The following is a 20929-nucleotide window of genomic DNA, read 5'->3' on the forward strand; positions in this document are numbered from 1 at the left end:
AGATTCCCTTAACGCATAATGTTATGAGCTAAATTGCGCTTCGTACAATTTACTATAACCCCCGCCTTTATGTAGGAGCTCCTCATGCGAACCTTGTTCAGCAATGCCATCTTTATTCACAACGATAATTCGATCTGCATTTTTAATCGTTGCGAGCCTGTGGGCGATTACTAATGTTGTGCGACCAACCGCTAATTCAGCAAGTGACTTTTGAATCGCAAGTTCCGTTTCTGTATCGAGTGCAGAAGTCGCTTCATCTAAAATTAAAATCGGTGGATTTTTCAAGAACATACGAGCAATTGCGAGACGCTGCTTTTGTCCGCCTGAAAGCTTCACCCCTCGTTCACCAATTACTGTGTCTAATCCAGCTGGCTGCGAATAAATTAAGTCTTCTAATTGTGCTCGTTTAACAGCTTGCCAAATTTCAGTTTCTGAAGCTTGTAAGTTTCCATAGGCAATATTCTCTCTGATTGTCCCAGAGAATAGGAAGACATCTTGTTGTACAATCCCAATTTGTTTACGAAGTGATGACAGTGTCATTTCCTTTATATCAATACCATCGATTGTTATAGAGCCATCTGTAATCTCATAAAAGCGTGGTAATAAGCTACATAACGTTGTTTTTCCAGCACCAGATGGTCCAACAAACGCAACCGTTTCTCCCGCATTAATTTTCAAATCAATATGTTTCAAAATCGGTTCTTGTTCCTCATATCCGAAAGTAATGTTGTTATATTGAATATCACCATGTACATGTTTTACTACCATTGCATCCTTTGCATCTGCGATATCAGGTTCTGTTTCTAGCAGTTCAACATACCTTTTAAATCCTGCAATTCCCTTTGGATAACTTTCAATAACAGCATTAATCTTTTCAATTGGACGGAAGAAAATATTTGTTAATAATACAAAACCAACAAATCCGCCATATGTTAGTTCCCCTTGTAAAACGAACCAAGTCCCGCATACTAATACAAATAAAGTAACAAGGCGCATTAACATATAACTAATTGATGAATTTAACGCCATAATCTTATACGCCATAAGCTTTGTCGTACGAAAGCGAGCATTATTTACTGCAAATTGCCCTTTTTCAAACTCCTCATTGCCGAATGCTTGTACAACACGAATTCCACCAACATTATTCTCAATACACGCATTAAAGTCCGCAACATCTGAAAATAAGCGTCTAAACGTAACTGTCATCTTACGATTGAAATACAGTGCTAACCAAAGTAAAAATGGAATAACGAAGAATGTAAGCAAGGCTAACTTCCAGTTAATCATCATCATAAATGAAAATGCTCCAATTAATGTCATAATGGCAATAAATAAATCTTCTGGTCCATGATGGGCAACTTCACCAATCTCCATTAAATCATTTGTAAGGCGTGAAATTAAATGACCGGTCTTATTATTATCAAAAAATCGAAATGATAGCTTTTGAACATGATTAAATAACTTTTGACGCATATCCGTTTCAATATTAACTCCGAGCATATGCCCCCAGTATGTAACAACGTATTGCAAACCGGCATTTAGTACATAAACTGCAAATAAACCGATACAGGCCCATAAAATCAATGACCAATTTTGTCCTGGCAGTAATTTATCAATAAATTGATTTATAATAAGCGGAAACGCAAGTTCCAACAAACCAGCAATTACAGCACAGGAAAAATCAAGTATAAATAAGCCCTTATATGGCTTATAGTAAGAAAAAAACCGACGTAACATAAACTCCCTCCTTCATCCAAAATAAAGTGAAACTTTAATCAGTGGGGGTTTTCTCCATCCCCCACTGATTATTAGCCCGACCAATCGGGCTTTTACGTGCTGTTTATCTCCCACCTAAACTTCTTCGCTTTTTCTCAAGTTTTGAGGTAGGAGTATTACAGCACGTTAATGCGGGATAAAAAGACTTTTCCTAATAGCAAAGTCTCAATAATTGATAACCGTTATCAATTATATCATAACAACCTTTACAATATCTATCTATGATATAAGCTTCTAGTGACGAACATATAGAAGTAAGCAGAGTCTCTCTTTAATCTAATAATAAAATGCAAAAAAGATCTATAACCATTCTCTTTATGAATGGTTATAGATCTTTTGAACAACATTTATATAACTTCCGTATCCCATTTATGATTTTGTCCTACAAATACAACGCCAAGTTCATGATGCTCACCAGCGTAAATCGCCTGCTGAATAAGGCGACGTTCACCTTTTGTATCAATTACTTCTAGTTTACAAAACGCCCCCGTTGTACGGGACTGAAGTGCATTATAAAATTCATCAACAGTTGTTGGGATGGATCCATTTACTTTTGCAATTACTTCACCAGGCTGTAGTCTCATCTCTGCTCCAGCAGTGTTAGGAATTACCCCTAGTACAACTAAACCATTATTGCGCACCGCAAAATATGGTTCGCGGTTTTCATCTTGAATTCGCTCTTGCATCGCAATTGTAAAGCGACCGAGCATCGCCGCGCCCATCGCGACAATCGCAAAGACAGATGAAAAGTAACTTGCCGCGCCTAATACAAGAACAATAACTGCTAGTCCTAGTACACGGCGTCCCGTAAATAATAACGCTTCTTTCGGTTCAAAGCCCTTCACTGTGCGAATAAATCCAATTAGAAATGGAACAAGGACAATTGAATATGTCTCTTGTCCTAGCGAAACAACTGGCCACCACGAAAGAAACTGTGTAATTGCATCGCCTGGTACAAGGAAAAATACTGGTACCATCCATAAGCGCTTCGCTTCATGAAGACCAATATTTAAACCGCGCTTCCCTTTTCTTAGCTTTGGCATAGAGTGATTCGCTGCCTGCTTTGAAATTAACAATCCTTCGACAACTAATAAAAGCCCGAGTAAAATCGCGAGTGAAACAATGCTTGCTTCTTCTCCACTCTTTAATTGTAAAAATGAGATTGGTAGCTTTGAAGATAATAAAGTTATCGCAATCGCAATGCTCACAGTGTACGCTGGAGATATGTATCTATACTGAACAACAAGTGCAAATAACACCATCCAAATGGTCATTGCAAGTAAGCTAGCCTCTGAAAAAATAAGACCTGCCCCTACTGTTACGACAGATACACATAATCCATATCCAATTGCCGCAAACAATGACGTTCGCAGTTCATACCACATATCATACACTTTAAATGAAAAATCCTTTCGCTCTCGGTTCATGCGGAAATAACCAACGAGAGCACAACTAATAAAGAATACGTAAAACGCAGGATTTAAGAATAGACGCCCAATCCCTCTTCCAATTTCCAATAACAATTCTTCCACGAACGTACTCACCACCATTTGTAAAATAATCTCTTTTTATTTCTTATATTATCATAACTTGCGGAGACAGTTGGCTGAATAAATAAAAAAGTGACCGCATTATCACCTGTTTTGACTGAATAAACGAAAAAGTGACCGCATTATCACCTGTTTTGACCGAATAAACGAAAAAGTGACCGCATTATCACCTGTTTTGACTGAATAAACGAAAAAGTGACCGCATTATCACCTGTTTTGACTGAATAAACGAAAAAGTGACCGCATTATCACCTGTTTTGACTGAATAAACGAAAAAGTGACCGCATTATCACCTGTTTTGACTGAATAAACGAAAAAGTGACCGCATTATCACCTGTTTTGACTGAATAAACGAAAAAGTGACCGCATTATCACCTGTTTTGACTGAATAAACGAAAAAGTGACCGCATTATCACCTGTTTTGACTGAATAAACGAAAAAGTGACCGCATTATCACCTGTTTTGACTGAATAAACGAAAAAGTGACCGCATTATCACCTGTTTTGACTGAATAAACGAAAAAGTGACCGCATTATCACCTGTTTTGACTGAATAAACGAAAAAGTGACCGCATTATCACCTGTTTTGACTGAATAAACGAAAAAGTGACCGCATTATCACCTGTTTTGACTGAATAAACGAAAAAGTGACCGCATTATCACCTGTTTTGACTGAATAAACGAAAAAGTGACCGCATTATCACCTGTTTTGACTGAATAAACGAAAAAGTTACTGGCCCCTTCTTCTTCCCGCCAACATACGAAGAAGCCCACAAACTTAGCTTGTGGGCTTCTCTTTATTTCGTCATTAACTTTAAGGCTGCTTGTAACTGCAGGTCATTTTCGCCAGAGCGGATTTTTTCAATGATCGCATTTTGAATTGCTTCTGCTGTTTTTTTGTCGAGCTTTCCTGTAACTTCAATACCTTTCTCCGATTGGAACGCTTTTACGGCAGCTTCTGTTTCTTTACTGAAGTAACCATCTTCGCGTCCTGGCTCATAGCCAAGGCTCTTTAGCATGCTTTGCGCGTGCTTAATTTGTTCATCGTTGTCATTGTATGCTAGCGCCTCTTCAATTTGGATTGGCGTTGCATGATAGTAATCTGGCTGTTTCACTTCAACAGTTGGTTTAATTCCTTTTTCATGAATCCAATTCCCATCTGGCGTTAACCATTTGAACATTGTCAATTTAATGTTACTACCGTCAGAGAATGGGACAGCTTGCTGTACAGTTCCTTTTCCAAACGTGTTCTCTCCGACTAACTCATACCCTTCGCCTTCTTTTAATGCACCGGCTAAAATTTCAGATGCGGATGCACTTCCGCCATCAATTAAGACAGAGACTGGATATGACTTACGTTCTTTTTGTTTCGTATATACTTTTTGTTTTTCACCATTTCGTTGCTCAACTTGCAGAATTGGCTTCTTGTCTGTCACAAAATGCTCTAAAATCTCTTCCACACTTTCTAAATAACCACCTGGATTGCCACGCACATCGATGACAAGTCCTTCAATATTTTTGCTCTCAAGCTCTTTTAGCTGCTTTGTAAATTCATCTGCTGTTTTTTCTGAGAATGACGTAATTTGTATGTAACCAATATTTTTGTTATTCTCTTCTTTCACCGAGCTAAACACAGTGAAAATTGGAATTTTATCACGCTTAATGTTAAAGATTAACGGCTCAGAAACACCAGCACGTTTAATTTCGAGCGTAACATTTGTCCCTTTCTTCCCGCGAATCTTCATAACTGCTTCTTCACGTGTTAACTCCGAGACACCATTTCCATCAACAGATAAAATTTGATCGTTCGGTTTAATACCGGCCTTTTCTGCTGGTGAATCTTTAATTGGCGAGACAATAATCAGTTTATCATCCGTCTTATTCACTTCCGCACCAATTCCTTCAAGCTCTGGATCAAGCGATTGCTCAAATTGCTGTGCTGTTTTCTTATCCATATATGTAGAGTATGGATCTTTTAACGTAGCGAGCATTCCTTGTATCGCTCCTTCTACAAGCTTCTCATCTTTCACATCTTCCACATAACGCGAATCGATTAGCGCATATGCTTCACCAATCTTATCTAAATCTGATTTCTGTTCACCTGTAATAGACTGTGCCATGTAAGAGCTGCTTCCGAGCCAAGATAAGCCCACAAACATACTACCGGCACCCAAAAAAAATGTAACAAGCATTCCTATAATTGCAACTCTACGTTTCAATACGGAATTCCCCTTTCCGAATACACACTGGTGTATGAAAAGGCATCACACTCTGTGTGATGCCTTTATCTACTTCTACTATATGATAAGCTTGTACGAAATATGTTTGCAACTTTTTTAAACTTTTAAGAAGCGACGAATTGACATTACACTTCCCCACATACCAATTAAAGCTCCAATTAACATTAATAATCCTGATAATTGGAAAATAAATGGACTAAATGGAAGAACTTCAAACATCGTTCCGCCTAGTTGCTCGTTAAACATACTTTGCAATGAATTGTAAGAAATTGCCACAATAACAATTGGAATGATTGATCCTAATAATCCTAGGAATAATCCTTCTAATAGGAACGGCCAACGAATAAACCAGTTTGTCGCTCCAACAAGTTTCATAATTTCAATCTCTGTACTGCGTGCGTAAATTGTAATTTTAATTGTATTAGAGATTAAGAACATTGCTGTAAATAGTAAACCAGCAATTAACACGATACCGATATTACGTCCTGTTTGTACTGTATCAAACAACTTCTCTACCTTATCTTTACCATACTCAACTTTATTCGCAAATTTCATCTTTCCGATTTTCTTTGCAATTGTTGCTGTATCTGTTGGTGTTTTTGCCTTTACAACGTATACATCTTTTAACGGATTATCTTGTTCAAATAACTCAAATGACTTTGAGCTATCCCCTAAACTCTTTAACAGTTTATCTAACTCTTCATCTTTTGAAGAGAATTCAATCGAATCAACTTGCTTAATTTTCTCAATATCTGCTTTTAATTTCTTTTGATCTTCTTTTTGCGCTGCTGGGTCAATTAATACACGAATTTCTACATCTTCCTCTAGCTTCGTCGCAAGATGGTTCATGTTCATAATCGCTGTTAAAAAGACACCTACAAGCAATAACGTAACTGTTACTGCACTTACAGAAGCAAATGTCATCCAACCGTTACGAGAAAGGTTCTTCACTCCTTCTCTTAAATGACGAAAAAGGGTTTTATTCTTCATAACCGTATCCTCCCTCCATCTCATCTCGAGCAATTTTTCCGCTCTCAATTGCAATTACACGATGACGGATTGTATTTACGATATCAGCATTATGAGTCGCCATAACAATTGTCGTTCCACGCTCATTAATGCGTTTGAAAATGTTCATAATCTCAAGTGCCGTATCAATATCTAAGTTACCAGTTGGTTCGTCGGCAATTACAACTTTCGGCCTGTTAACAATCGCACGCGCAATTGCTACACGCTGCTGCTCTCCACCTGAAAGCTCATTTGGAAGTGCTTCTGCACGATCTTCAAGACCTACAAGTCCTAATACTTCTGTTACTCGCTCACGAATTACATCTTCTTCCTCTTCAATTACTTCTAACGCAAACGCTACATTTTCATAAACAGTTAACTTCGGAAGTAATTTAAAGTCTTGGAAGATTACGCCTAACTGGCGACGGAAATACGGTACATCACGCTCTGCTAATGATTCAATTACTAAACCATTTACGTTAATTGATCCTGTTGTTGGTTTTTCTTCGCGGTACATCATTTTAATAAATGTAGATTTACCTGCACCACTTGGTCCAACTACATATACAAATTCACCTTGCTTAATTTTTACTGTTAGTCCATCAATGGCTTTCATACCATTTGGATACTCTTTATAAACATTCGTCATTGTTATCATTATTTATCACCCAATACTAATGATTTTTTTTTGACACTCTTTTTCCTTTATCGCTATAACAAACATTCGCGCTATTACGATGATATGTATATTTTCCGGCAAAATTCTACAGAAAATACTACGTTCTACATTGTAACACTATTCATCTTCCAGTTCAGATACAATTTCATTACAGTTCTGTTACACGAAGCATTTTATACGACAACATGATAAAATCTTCCGTCTTCAAACGGAAGATTTTGGGAAAGATATTATTTATGCTCCGCTAACCATTCTGCTACTTTTGTTGCCTCTTCACCTTGAAGCATACCAGCTGGCATTGAGCCACGACCTTTTACAATGATTTGCTCAATTTCTTTTTCATCAAACTTACTGCCCACTGTATCTAAAGGCGGTGCATTTAACCCTTGCAAATCGTTACCGTGACAACCAGCACAACTTTTTTGATATAGCTTCTCTCCGCTATCTGTACTTGCAGTCTCCCCTGATTTTGTAGAAGGTTTCTCTTCTTTATTTCCACATGCTCCTAATGTAAGTGCAACTGATGCACCAAGTACGACAGCCAACAATTTCTTCTTCATCTTTATCGCTCCCTGTTGTTATTACTATCTACACATGAAATACTACCTTACATATTGCTCTAAAATTGTTTCAATTTCTTGAACAAACTCCACAAAAAGAAATTTCCTTTAGAAAAAGAACGAAGGAATATTTCTACATACTGCATAAATTGCACGTATGATTTTATTATTTTCTACTTTTTACAAGGTCATACTCTTACGACTATGATAGAGATACACCCACCAAAAAGAGAAGTTGTCATCGCAACTTCTCCCCTCTCAGATAAAAGAAAGTTCTTTCCCCTTATCTCTTCATACTTTTCCTCAACCACAGCCAACATTCCGTTGGCATTTTTTTTATTAAATGCGGGAACGTAAGTATGCATCAATAAAGGAGTCAATGTCTCCGTCCATTACCGCATGTACGTTACCAACCTCAGTATTTGTACGGTGGTCTTTTACAAGAGAGTATGGGTGGAACACGTAAGAACGGATTTGGCTTCCCCATCCGATTTCTTTTTGCTCACCACGAATTTCATCAAGCTCAGCTTGCTGTTCTTCTAATTTTCTTTGATATAACTTCGCTTTTAACATCTTCATCGCTTTTTCACGGTTTTTAATTTGTGAACGCTCAGATTGACATGTTACAACCGTATTTGTTGGGATATGTGTAATACGAACAGCAGAGTCAGTCGTATTAATGTGCTGACCACCTGCACCGCTCGCACGGTACGTATCTACTTTAATGTCCTCTGTACGAACTTCGATTTCAATGTCACCTTCGAATTCTGGCATCACTTCACAAGATACAAATGATGTATGACGGCGACCAGATGAATCAAACGGTGAAATACGAACAAGACGGTGTACACCTTTTTCCGCTTTTAAATAGCCGTACGCATTATGACCACGAATTGCAAGTGTAACACTCTTAATACCAGCTTCGTCACCTGGAAGATAATCTAACGTTTCTACTTTAAAGCCACGCTTTTCAGCCCAACGCGTGTACATACGAAGTAACATAGAGCCCCAGTCTTGAGACTCTGTTCCACCAGCACCTGGATGTAATTCTAAAATCGCGTTATTTTTATCATATGGGTCTTTTAATAGAAGCTGTAACTCATATTCGTTCATTTCTTCTACTAATGTCTTTACTTCAGATTCTAACTCAGCATGTAAATCTTCATCATATTCTTCTTTTACAAGCTCATGTGTTACTTCTAAGTTCTCAAACATGTCATTTAGTTCATGGAACTTCCCAACCATATCCTTTAACGCATTCGCTTCGTTAATAACAACTTGTGCCGCTTTTTGATCATCCCAAAAACCTGCACCCATCATTACTTCTTCTAATTCAGCAATGCGTGCTTCCTTACCAGCGAGGTCAAAGAGACCCCCTGAAGTCCGCTAATCGCTTAGCCATTTTTTCTAACTCTTGTCTGATTTCTACTAATTCCATCATATCAGTCACCTCTATAGTCATTCACTATCATTTTTCCATAAAGCATGGTTGACTCTCTCTGCTTTTTCAGAGAGAGTCAACCCCGTTTTGTATATGGGTTATCCAGCGACAGCGGCTAGAACAGTCAGCTGTTTCGCGCCTTCCTGTTCTAAAGAGCCACCTTCACTTTTCTTATTGTCCAGCTGCGCCTCCTAGCCTCTTCTGTCTAAGAACCTTCCGCACGAGAAAGTACAAATCACTTTCTGTGCGAAAGGACCTTAGCCAATGAAGCTAAACAGTCGGCTCCGCTTTTCTTATCACCCACAGCAATTTTTATATTTTTTTCCGCTTCCGCATGGGCAGTCTTCATTTCGTCCTGTTTGGTCATTTTTTACGACTGGCTTCTTTTTTGTTTCTTCGCCGTCAGCGCTTGGGCGAACTGCTTGACCTTTTGCTACTTCTTGGCGCTCTAAGTTTTGTTCGATTTCAGCTCTCATAATATAACGAGAGATTTCTTCTTCAATTGAAGCAATCATTGACTCAAACATTGCGAATCCTTCCATTTGGTATTCACGAAGCGGGTCGATTTGACCGTACGCACGTAAATGAATACCTTCGCGAAGATGATCCATCGCATCGATGTGTCCCATCCATTTCGTATCAACAACGCGGAATACAACTACCTTTTCAAATTCACGTATTTGTTCTTCTGGAAGATTCGATTCTTTTTCATCATAACGCTCTTTCACTTTTGCATAGATTGTTTCAATCATTTCTTCTGGTGCAAGAAGACGTAATTGCTCTTCTGTTACATCTCCCTCTTGCAGAAGGTTTGCATTTAAGTATTCAACAAGCCCTGCAATGTTCCAATCTTCCTCTAGCTCCTCTTGTGTATGAACCCCGACAACACGTTCTACTGTTGACTTTATCATACCTTCAATGATGCCGCGTAAGTTATCAGATTCCATTACTTCTTGACGCTGCTTGTAAATGACTTCACGCTGCTGACGAAGAACATCGTCGTATTGCAGAAGCTGTTTACGAGCATCATAGTTGTTACCCTCTACTCGTTTTTGTGCAGATTCTACTGCACGAGAAACCATTTTACTTTCGATTGGTTGTGAATCATCCATACCAAGGCGGTCCATCATCGCTTTCATATTATCAGAGCCAAAGCGACGCATTAACTCATCTTCCATTGATAAATAGAACTGCGTTACACCAGGGTCTCCTTGACGCCCTGAACGACCACGTAACTGATTGTCAATGCGGCGGCTTTCATGACGCTCTGTACCGATAACCGCAAGGCCACCAGCTTCTTTTACGCCTTCACCAAGTTTAATATCTGTACCACGACCGGCCATGTTTGTTGCAATTGTTACCGCGCCTTTATAGCCCGCTTCTGTAATAATATCTGCTTCACGCGCATGGTTTTTCGCATTTAATATGTTATGACGTACGCCTTTACGTGTTAACATTTTTGAAATTAATTCGGATGTTTCGATTGCAACTGTACCAACAAGAACAGGCTGTCCATTGCGATGACGTTCAACAATATCGTTGACAACAGCATTAAACTTTCCTTCCATCGTTTTGAAAATTAAGTCCGCACGATCGTCACGAACAATCGGTTTATTCGTTGGAATTTCAATAACGCTCATATTATAAATATTGCGGAACTCTTCTTCCTCCGTCTTCGCAGTACCTGTCATACCTGATAATTTTTCATACATACGGAAGTAGTTTTGGAATGTAATTGTTGCAAGCGTCATGCTTTCATTCTGAATCTCTACGCCTTCTTTTGCTTCAATTGATTGATGCAACCCTTCACTATAGCGACGACCTTTCATAAGACGACCTGTGAATTGGTCAACAATTACGATTTCTCCTTCTTGTACAACATAATCTGTATCACGATGCATAACAACATGCGCACGAAGAGCCTGATTAATATGGTGCAGCAATGTTACATGTTTCAAGTCAAATAAGTTTTCAATATTGAAACCTTTTTCTGCCTTATTAATACCTTCTTCTGTTAACATAACATTCTTCGTTTTTTCATCAAACGCATATTCTTTTTCATTTGTTAATGTACGAACGAATGCATTTGCATATAAGTATAGCTCTGTTGATTTTTGAGCCTGTCCCGAAATAATAAGCGGTGTACGAGCTTCATCAATTAAGATGGAATCGACTTCATCGATGATTGCAAAATGAAGTGGACGTTGTACACGTTGCTCTTTGTATAGCACCATATTATCACGAAGGTAGTCAAACCCAAGTTCATTGTTTGTACTATATGTAATATCAGCTGCATAAGCCGCTTGCTTCTCTTCACGAGACATACTGTTTAAGTTAATTCCAACTGTTAGCCCTAAAAACTCATGCAATTGACCCATTTCACTTGCATCACGCTGTGCTAAGTATTCATTTACTGTAACAACGTGAACACCTTTTCCTGTTAAGGCATTCAAATATACAGGAAGTGTGGAAGTTAATGTTTTTCCTTCCCCTGTTTTCATCTCAGAAATATTTCCTTCATGTAAAGAGATACCACCCATTAACTGGACTGGATACGGACGCATACCAAGCACACGTGTTGCACCTTCACGAACAACAGCAAAAGCCTCTGGCAATAGATCATCCACCGTTTCACCTTTTGTCAAACGCTCTTTAAACTCAATTGTTTTTCCTCTTAATTGCTCGTCTGATAATTTTGCGATATCTGGTCCTAGTGCTTCTATTTGATCCACGATTTTTTGCATACGTTTAACTTGGCGCTGATTTGAATCGAACACCTTTTTTAAAATACCAATCATGGGAATACGCTCCTCTTTTCTTATAATGAAGTACAAGTTGTCACAGACATATGTTATATACTTATACTTAGTTGAATATTTTATCATACTACTTCATTGTATTTTCATACGTTCATTTTTTCTCACCCTTATATATGGGGATAAAAATGGAAACCTATCAATAATTGTAACACTTATTTTATCTCTATGACAACAATCGGCTGTACAGAGCGTATGCAAAAAAGCGCAGCTGCAAGAGCTGCGCTTTTAATTATTTATGTTGTTTCAATTAAACCATATTTCCCATCTTTACGGCTATACACCACATTCGTTTCATTTGTAGCTGCATTTGTAAAGACGAAGAAGTTATGACCTAACATATCCATTTGTAAAACCGCTTCTTCTACATCCATTGGTTTTAAATCAAATCGCTTCGTACGCACAAGCTCCATCTCTTCATCAACTGTATCTGCCACCGCTACTGCTGTTTGCTCTGGAAGAATAAATAAGTTTTTCGGAGATCCTTTTTCACGTAACTTACGATTTACCTTTGTTTTATGTTTGCGAATTTGTCGCTCAATTTTATCAAGTACTAAATCAATCGCAGAGTACATATCATTGTTTGTTTCTTCTGCGCGAAGTAATAAATCCGGGAATGGAATTGTTACTTCCACACGTTGCTTGTCAGAGTATACTTTTAAGTTTACCTTAATCTCTGGAAATGTATCAAAATAGCGTTCTAATTTCCCTAGCTTTTTCTCTACATATTCCTTTAATGCTGGAGTTACTTCAATATTTTCACCGCGAATGTTAAATTTCATAGATGAACTCCTCCTTTCAAGCCTATGTATAGGGTTTCGACAAAAGTGCGAAAACTCCTTCTACATGTGTAAAAAAAATTATCATTTTTTGTAGAAAAGAAATGAAATATCTTTCCTACTATTAGTTTAACCTTTTTATATGATAGTTACGTTATATACGTGTGAAGAATTCGTTACGAATTTTTTACAAAATTTTGTCTGGAAGAAAAGAGCGAAAAACTTTCTTTTTAGATAAAAGAGTAGCGCTAGCCAAGCATTGTAATAATCAGGAGGTTAGGCAGCAATAATAAAAACCTCCGTGTTAACGGAGGTTCATTCGTTCTTATATGAAACGCTGATCCTGACTTACAGCACCTTGTTTCAAATATATATTTCTAAAAATAAGGGCAACTACTTATACTTTTACAACGTTTGCTGCTTGTGGACCACGCGCACCTTCTACGATATCAAATTCAACTGCTTGACCTTCTTCTAAAGACTTATAACCATCTTGTTGGATTGCAGAAAAATGAACGAACACGTCATCTCCCTCTTCTCGCTCAATAAACCCAAAACCTTTTTCTGCATTAAACCATTTCACTTTTCCTTGCATGCTTCTTCCATTCCCTTCAATCTTAAAATCAGGGTACTTACCCCATACCTTGAATATAACGAATCCGAAAGTGAAAAGTCAAAGAAGAGTTATCGCCTTTTTATCTTACCTTTCGACATCACCCACGGCAGAGCGTAAGTGATGATACGCTCTTAGCTCCTTTTTCATAAAAACACCTTGCTGCCTGCCTCACCGTAATGCCCGTTGTATATACGTCATCAACTAGTACAATATTAAAATCTGTAAAGTCTTCTTCTAAAGTAAAGTAAAACGGACACGATGACGTTAGACGTTGTTTCCTCGTTTTCTTACTCTGCTTCTCTGTTTCACTTCTCATAAATGAACTTTTCATAAGAGGAACTTGTAAACATTCAGCAAGAAGTTCCGCTTGATTAAATCCCCTATCTTGTTCTCGTTCTCTACTTAACGGAATTGGAACGACTTTAAAATTCAAAAAATACGTTTGATAGGCGCTACGTAAATCAGCAGCAAATAAAGAAGCAAGTACAGCATCACCACGAAATTTAAAGCGAGCTAACACTTCTTCCATCCAATCATTATATACGTATAACGATCGATTCTTCACATACGGTAAAACATTCTGCTCTCTCCAGCGCATGCAATCATAACAAACGTCCCCTCTCTTATATATATCAAGAAGATCTTTAAGCGGCCGACCACAATCTTCACATACCTTTCCTATTACATAAGAAAACCGCTTCTCACAGTGCGAGCATATACAACTTTGATGCTGCTTTACAAAAAATGAAAACCAACTAACTTGCTCCATAAAAAAATCATCACAAATTAAACAGTGCATTATTCAATCAGCCCTTGATGCTTTGCTCTACTATTCATTTGCTGAATATGGCGTCTAGCCCGCACCATCACTTCTGTTTTTCCGTAATGAAAATAGATAACTTCACCATTTGGCGCGGATATACTTCGTCCTGCACGTCCTGCAATTTGGACAAGTGCACTCTCTGAAAAAACTGTTTCTTCTGCACCAAGTACAGCTACTTGTAAATTCGGAACAGTAACACCACGCTCTAAAATTGTCGTTGTCACAAGGAGCGGAATCTCACCGGTACGAAAGTCGTTTACTTTCTCTTTACGTGCCTTATCTTCAGCATGCACACCTTCAATCTTCACATTTATTTTCTTTAAAAGAGTTGTTACTTCGTCAATATATGAAACGTGTGGGAGAAATAAAAAGATGGGGTATTGTTTTTGGAGATATTCGTTGATCCATTGTAGTAAAATACGAGGAATTTTCTTCTTGTGCAACGTATGTTTCCAGTTTCCACACCAACGAAATTCGGGGACAGGAAGCGGATGACGATGATAACGTGCGGGAATAATCACTCCTTTTTGTTTTCCAGATTGTATCTTTTTCTTCCATGCTTCTGATGGCGTCGCTGTTACATATATACGTGCGGCAATTTCTGTAGAAGCCCATTTTACAGCATGCTGCAACGTTTCATCTATCGCATATGGAAATGCATCAATTTCATCAACAACCATCACTTGAAATGCTCTATAGTAGCGTAATAACTGATGGGTTGTTGCAATTACAAGCTGTGCATTCTTCTTATGATCTTCACTTCCGCCATACAAAGCGGCAATAGAGACAGATGGGAAGACACCTTTAAGACGCGGATACAGCTCAAGCACTACATCGGTACGAGGAGTTGCAATGCAGACCCTCTCTCCGCTCCGAAGCGCTTCTTCTATACCATGAAATAGCATTTCCGTTTTACCAGCACCGCAAACAGCCCATACAAAAAAGGATTCTTTTCTTTTAACAGCTTCTAACACACCTTTTGATGCTAACTCTTGTCCTATGGATAGCACTCCTGTCCACTGCAATGCATCCTCTATACATACACCGTTAAACCTTTGTAAAAAACGGACAAGCTTCGTACACTCGCTTACTCGCCCCATCACAATACACTTTCGGCAGTATGTACATACTTTACCGCACCGTTTACAAAGAAAGGATGCAAATAAACGGGACACATCATTTCCGCAGCGTTGGCATACATAGTGTCCTCTCTTCTGAATGATTCCTCTTACAATCGAAACAGTTCCTTCTTCTTGTAAACGATACAAGCGTTCTTCCGAAAACGGAGTTTCCTCTAGTAATATTTGTCTTCCTTCTAACAAATATATCACCCCCATCCTCACTATACTTCTTTTTAAGAAAACGTGAAAACGTAAAAAAAGCCGATAACCCACTCCTAAAATAGTAAGCTATCGACTTTATATTCAAGTTTTATGTCCTAAAAAATCTTATAATCTACCGTATCCAGCAAAATGTTTCTGGTTATAAGAGTTACTTAAGTTAGATACCGCGATACCACTTGGACCCGCATGAATCATCGTACCGTCACCAACAACAATACCGATATGAGAGATACCTTTTTTATACGTATTAGCAAAGAATACTAAATCTCCTGGTTGTGGCGAGCTAACTTTTGTTGCAGAGCTATAGAAGCCTGCTGCCGTTTGTCTACCTACACCGTAAACGTAAGAGATGAAACCACTGCAGTCGAAACCGCTTGGAGATGCGCCGCCCCATACGTAAGGCACACCAATATATTGCTGAGCTTTTGCCACAACACCACTTGCATTTGAAGCTGGTGCTGCTGGCGCTGCTGGTTTTGCTGCTGGCGCTTGAGCTTGCCCACCACCGTTATTTGCTGGTGCTTGAGCTTGTCCACCACCGTTATTTGCTGGCGCTGCCGCTGTTGCCTGCTGAGCTTCTTGTTGGCGCATTTCTTTCTCAGCTAAACTTTGTAAGTATAATGCTTGTTTCTCAAGCTCTTTCACTTGTGCTTCTGTGCTCTCAAGCTCATTCACAACTACGTCCATCTTTGCAGTAAGATCGTTTACTGCTGTTTGTTGCTCCGCTTTTTTCGTATCAAGCTCTTGCTTTACTGCTTCGATTTCAGTTTGTGCCTTCTTTAACTCTTCTTGCTTTGTTTTTACAGTCTCAACGTCTTTTTTAATGCTGTCTTGATCTTTCTTTTGCATTTCCATAATCTCTTTATCAGACTGCATAATTTGAGATACAGATGTTAAACGGCTCACTAAATCAGCAATGCTAGTAGAGTTTACAACAACATCTGTTACAATGTTTGATTTTGGTTGCTCTTGAAGCGCTGCTAAACGTCCTTTTAACAGTTCTTCACGTTCTGCGATTTTCGTTTGTAATTCCGCAATCGTTTTGTTCTTTTCTTCGATTAACTTCTCAGCATCAGCAACTTGTTTTAACGTCTCGTTTAACTTTTGCTCGTTTTCAACGATTGACTTATCTAAACCTTCAATCGTTTTGTTTAATCCATTCATTTGCTTTTGAAGCTCATCGCGTTCTTGTTTTTGTTTATTTAAAGTTTCATTTTCTGTGTTAATTTTAGCTTTCACGTCTTCAACTTTTTCAGCTGATACCATTGGTGTTACTCCTGAAAACGCCATTAATCCTGCTAACACGCAAGATGCAATTTTGAATTTTTTCATTGTATTTTACACCGCTTTCTTTTTTTGTTTTCCGACTTGGCTCTAATAGAATTTATACCATAGTTTCCATATTTTTTTTGCAATGTTACGGTTTTGTAAAAGAAACGTAATATTTTGTTTGTCGTTTCTTGGAATATTCGTATTCTTTGGTAATAAATTGTATATTTTTGCCGATTTATTACATAAAAGTGCAAAATAAAAAAGTGCAAGGAGCAATGTGATCCTTACACTTTTTTATTAATCAACCCACTTTTCAGCCCATTGTTGTACTTCCTGCATGACCTTTTCAAGCGCCTTTCCTTTATCCGTTAAGCCATATTCAATACGAACAGGAACTTCCGGATAAACAGCACGTACGACAATTCCTTCACTTTCCAATTCCTTCAAGCGCTCTGATAACATTCGATCACTCATATTTGGAATAATATCAGCAATTTCTCTAAATCGCTTCGGTTCTTCTAATAGTGACTTAATAATTAACCCAGTCCACTTTTTACTTAGAAGCGTAAAAGCAGATTCAAACTTCGGACACAAACAAGGATTATGCTCCATATGTTTTCACCTCACCTCTATTATAAATGCACTCCTTACAAAAAGTAAGTAATAAAACTTACCTTTTATGAAATGCACGAAATGATTATCCATCCATTACATAAGTCCATTTTGATTTTTTGACATATACGTCTCTTCTATACAGACCATACGCAAGGACATTGATATACAACCTTCCTTGATTTCTCCATATGTAACTGTCAAAAAACTGACCGTTACTATGAAAGTGAACCTTCACTCAGCCAGCAAATAACGAGATAAAAAAGAAACTTTATTTTTATTTCTAGCTGTTATGAAAAAAGCCCTCTACAAAAGAGAGCTTCACGTTCATTATTTTGTGTACCAACCTAATCCTAAAGAACCTTCTCCTAAGTGCGTACCGATAACTGCACCAAAGTAGCTAATACGAATCGTAGCATGTGGGTACTTCTCTTCTAGTTCTTCTTTCCACTCAATAGCTTCTTCTTCGCGATTTGCATGAATGACAACTACTTCCATTGGCAAGCCTTTACTTGCTTGCTCATCAAAGATTTCCACAATTCGTTTTAACGCCTTCTTACGCGTACGAATTTTTTCAAATGGAATAATTACTTTATCACGGAAGTATAAAACAGGTTTTACTTGTAATAAGCTTCCAATAAATGCTTGAGCACTATTTAAACGCCCCCCGCGCTGTAAGTGATGTAAATCATCAACAACGAAGTATGCATCTATCGTCTTCTTCATTTCATCAAAACGAGCAATAATTTCTTCCGGGCTCTTTCCTTCACTTGCCATTTTCGCGCCTTCACGTACGTAGAAACCTTGTACTTCACAACTAATTTCAGAGTCGTATGTATATACTTTTACATCTTCAACCATTTGTCCTGCTGTTGTTGCGGTTTGGTATGTACCGCTAATACCGCTAGAAAGGTGAATACTTACGATAGCATCGTACTCTTTCCCTAGCTCTTCAAACAATTCAACAAATTTCCCAATCGCTGGCTGAGATGTCTTTGGGAGCTCTTCTTCTTCACGTACTTTTTCATAGAACTCTCCTGGTGTAATCTCAACTTCCTCTTGATAAGACTCCGTTCCAAAAATAACATTTAATGGAATCATATGTATATTGAGTTCTTCACGAATATGCTTTGGTATATATGCTGTACTATCTGTCACAATAGCTGTTCTCATTTTCGTACCTACCTTATAAAAAGTTTTATTATCTAATTGTACATGAAAATAGACAAAGGTGCATTACTTGATAAAAAAATGCCAATTTAAGATTATAATCAATATTTTAACAACTTACAACAAAAAAAGCCAAATTGTAATATAATTTCCGATATTTCGATGAAAAAAGATTTGAAACTCATAACGCCCCATTTTACAATAAAGAGTACTATTTAAATTTATGGTCTGCATTTAAAGAACATGTTACACATTGCATTGTAACGATCAAGACCTATAGCTGCCTCATTTCCTGCTTTCAAGCAAAAGAATAGAATGAGGTCAGGAGAATTTTTCCTTGTCCGTCATTCATAATGAACACCCGGCACAAATATTTTATTCAGATAGGGGCGAATATCATTGCTATTACAATACTTCACTGTGAAAGAAGAAGGCGAACACGAAATTGTCATTCAAAAGTCTCGCTTTATCTGTTATGCCAGTCGTGCAACAACGGAAGAAGAAGCACAAAACTTCATCCAAAAGATTAAAAAGCAACATTGGAACGCTACGCATAACTGTTCCGCTTATTTAATTGGGGAACAAGATCAAATTCAAAAAGCAAACGACGATGGTGAACCAAGCGGTACTGCCGGTGTACCCATGTTAGAGGTACTAAAAAAACGTCATTTGAAAGATACTGTTGTTGTCGTAACACGTTACTTCGGTGGCATTAAACTTGGTGCTGGTGGTTTAATTCGCGCTTATGGGAAGTCTGTGAGTGAGGGACTCAATCACATCGGTGTTGTAGAACGTAAACTTATGCGCGTTATGCAAACTGAGATTGATTACACGTTACTCGGAAAAGTCGAAAACGAATTACGAAATTCCATCTACACAATTAAAGATATTCACTACTTAGAAAACGTTACATTTGATACGTATGTAAAAGAAGAAGAAACTGGTGCATTTACTGAATGGATGATTGAATTAACAAATGGGAAATGTACCATTAATGAAGGTGAATTACTATACCTCGAACAAGATGTATAATACATTTTATTCTATCATTTCATTAAAAGGAGCTTTTTTATGCAAGAACGTCAAAGTCATCTCCGAAGAAAAAAGCAAAAAAGAAGACGTAGAACCATTCTCTTCTTTCTTGCCTTAATAATTGCTATCGGCGGTTATTATGTATATAACTCTTATTCTTCTTTAATGGGAATTTACAATGGATTTAGCCGTGAAAAATCCGATCTTCGTAAAGAGGAAGTAAAAATTACAAGCGAACCATTTAGTTTATTAATTATGGGAATTGAAGATTACGCAACAGATGGGGACAACGGGCGAACAGATTCCTTAATGTTTGCTACAGTGAACCCAAAAACAGAGCAAGTATCACTCATGAGTATTCCACGTGATACACGCGTTACAATTGTCGGACGTGATCAAAAAGATAAAATCAATGCTGCTCACGCTTATGGTGGAGAAAAAATGGCAATTGAAACTGTCGAAAACTTTTTACGTGTCCCTGTCGATCATTACGTAAAAATTGATTTCAAAGGATTTAAAGGTGTCGTTGATGCAGTTGGTGGTATTACAGTTAATGTTCCATTTGATTTTTGGGAACGTTCTGATGAAGACTACTATAAGAAAATCTACTTTAAAAAAGGGGAGCAACGCTTAAATGGCGAGGAAGCTCTTGCCTATGTACGTATGCGAAAACAAGATCCAAACGGGGATTTTGGCCGTGCTGAGCGTCAGCGTCAGGTGGTTCAAGCAATTTTACACGAATTAAACTCTGCATCTACAGTCTTTAAAATTAATGACTTAGCAAAAACAATTGGAAAGAATGTAAAAACTGACATTCCAGTATCCGATGGCTTAGCATTAGCAAAAAAATTCTCTGATTTTGATGCCAACGCGATTGAAACACTGACGTTAGAGGGAGAAGATCAAAGAATAAATGGCATCTATTACTTTACTCCAGATGAAGTAAGTGTCCAAACCGCTCGTCAAAAATTTATGGAAAACTTAGGGCAAGCTGAACCCGAAGAATCTGCCAGCTCTGAAACGACAGATGCTACAATAGAAGAAGAAAGAGATTCGGACTCTGTACGTACAACAAGTACAGAGTGGCAAATGTCTCATTAATTCTTCTTCAACAAATTCACTATTTAAGAACGGAATAAAGCGTGTATAACAAAAAGCTATCCCATTTGTAGTTAAAACGGGATAGCTTTTTTCTTACATATTCAACACGAAA

The 20929-nt window shown here is 37.9% G+C and carries 17 protein-coding genes; 2 read left to right on the forward strand and 15 right to left on the reverse strand.

From position 1 onward, the window contains the following. Positions 1-21: 21 nt before the first annotated feature. The 15 genes from BAMA_RS00775 to BAMA_RS00845 all read right to left on the reverse strand — a co-directional run bounded on the left by BAMA_RS00775 (position 22) and on the right by BAMA_RS00845 (position 18687). A complete protein-coding gene (locus BAMA_RS00775; RefSeq protein ID WP_034635091.1) occupies positions 22-1737 on the reverse strand; it encodes an ABC transporter ATP-binding protein in 1716 nt (571 codons plus the stop codon). A gap of 386 nt (positions 1738-2123) precedes the next feature. Beyond that, the gene (locus tag BAMA_RS00780; protein WP_034635094.1) at positions 2124-3326 is read right to left on the reverse strand and encodes a PDZ domain-containing protein; all 1203 of its coding nucleotides are present in this window, start codon (positions 3324-3326) and stop codon (positions 2124-2126) included. A gap of 796 nt (positions 3327-4122) precedes the next feature. Further along, positions 4123-5544 carry a S41 family peptidase gene (locus tag BAMA_RS00785; RefSeq protein WP_034635096.1) on the reverse strand — a complete coding sequence of 474 codons (1422 nt, stop codon included), beginning with the start codon at positions 5542-5544 and terminating at the stop codon, positions 4123-4125. Positions 5545-5661: 117 nt separating this feature from the next. Then, on the reverse strand, positions 5662-6555 hold the full coding sequence (ftsX, locus tag BAMA_RS00790; protein ID WP_034635099.1) for a permease-like cell division protein FtsX: 894 nt from the start codon (positions 6553-6555) through the stop codon (positions 5662-5664). Continuing rightward, positions 6545-7231, reverse strand: coding sequence for a cell division ATP-binding protein FtsE (gene ftsE, locus BAMA_RS00795; RefSeq protein ID WP_084157828.1), 687 nt, complete (start codon positions 7229-7231; stop codon positions 6545-6547). Before ftsE ends, ftsX begins: the two co-directional genes overlap by 11 nt. Positions 7232-7482: 251 nt before the next feature. Beyond that, positions 7483-7812, reverse strand: a complete 330-nt coding sequence (cccB, locus tag BAMA_RS00800) for a cytochrome c551 (protein WP_034635101.1) — start codon at positions 7810-7812, stop codon at positions 7483-7485. A gap of 339 nt (positions 7813-8151) precedes the next feature. Then, positions 8152-9250 (reverse strand): peptide chain release factor 2 gene (gene prfB, locus BAMA_RS00805; RefSeq protein ID WP_157405939.1). Its coding sequence is split into 2 segments (ribosomal slippage): positions 8152-9177 and positions 9179-9250, totalling 1098 coding nucleotides; the frame shifts between segments, so codons are not numbered across the junction. Positions 9251-9549: 299 nt separating this feature from the next. Next, a complete protein-coding gene (secA, locus tag BAMA_RS00810) occupies positions 9550-12051 on the reverse strand; it encodes a preprotein translocase subunit SecA (RefSeq protein ID WP_034635108.1) in 2502 nt (833 codons plus the stop codon). A gap of 254 nt (positions 12052-12305) precedes the next feature. Continuing rightward, positions 12306-12851, reverse strand: a complete 546-nt coding sequence (gene hpf / locus BAMA_RS00815; RefSeq protein WP_034635109.1) for a ribosome hibernation-promoting factor, HPF/YfiA family — start codon at positions 12849-12851, stop codon at positions 12306-12308. A gap of 394 nt (positions 12852-13245) precedes the next feature. Then, positions 13246-13443, reverse strand: coding sequence for a cold-shock protein CspD (gene cspD, locus BAMA_RS00820; RefSeq protein WP_034635111.1), 198 nt, complete (start codon positions 13441-13443; stop codon positions 13246-13248). A 118-nt stretch (positions 13444-13561) separates the two neighbouring features. Further along, on the reverse strand, positions 13562-14263 hold the full coding sequence (locus tag BAMA_RS00825) for a ComF family protein (RefSeq protein ID WP_034635121.1): 702 nt from the start codon (positions 14261-14263) through the stop codon (positions 13562-13564). Then, entirely contained in the window at positions 14263-15609 is a 1347-nt protein-coding gene (locus tag BAMA_RS00830; protein ID WP_157405940.1) for an ATP-dependent helicase ComFA, read from the reverse strand. The genes BAMA_RS00825 and BAMA_RS00830 overlap by 1 nt, the downstream gene beginning before the upstream one ends. Before the next feature lie 126 nt (positions 15610-15735). Further along, positions 15736-16962, reverse strand: coding sequence for a C40 family peptidase (locus BAMA_RS00835; protein ID WP_034635139.1), 1227 nt, complete (start codon positions 16960-16962; stop codon positions 15736-15738). A 237-nt stretch (positions 16963-17199) separates the two neighbouring features. Then, positions 17200-17514, reverse strand: coding sequence for a winged helix-turn-helix transcriptional regulator (locus tag BAMA_RS00840; protein WP_034635142.1), 315 nt, complete (start codon positions 17512-17514; stop codon positions 17200-17202). A gap of 330 nt (positions 17515-17844) precedes the next feature. Further along, positions 17845-18687, reverse strand: a complete 843-nt coding sequence (locus BAMA_RS00845; RefSeq protein ID WP_034635145.1) for a DegV family protein — start codon at positions 18685-18687, stop codon at positions 17845-17847. A gap of 396 nt (positions 18688-19083) precedes the next feature. Between BAMA_RS00845 and BAMA_RS00850 the strand changes: the two genes are divergently transcribed. Together BAMA_RS00850 and BAMA_RS00855 are read left to right on the forward strand one after the other, a co-directional pair. Beyond that, a complete protein-coding gene (locus tag BAMA_RS00850) occupies positions 19084-19716 on the forward strand; it encodes a YigZ family protein (protein ID WP_034635149.1) in 633 nt (210 codons plus the stop codon). A gap of 39 nt (positions 19717-19755) precedes the next feature. Then, complete coding sequence (locus tag BAMA_RS00855) at positions 19756-20817, forward strand: LCP family protein (protein WP_034635151.1); 1062 nt, start codon at positions 19756-19758, stop codon at positions 20815-20817. Positions 20818-20929: the final 112 nt, after the last annotated feature.

This window comes from Bacillus manliponensis (assembly GCF_000712595.1).
Taxonomy (GTDB): domain Bacteria; phylum Bacillota; class Bacilli; order Bacillales; family Bacillaceae_G; genus Bacillus_A; species Bacillus_A manliponensis.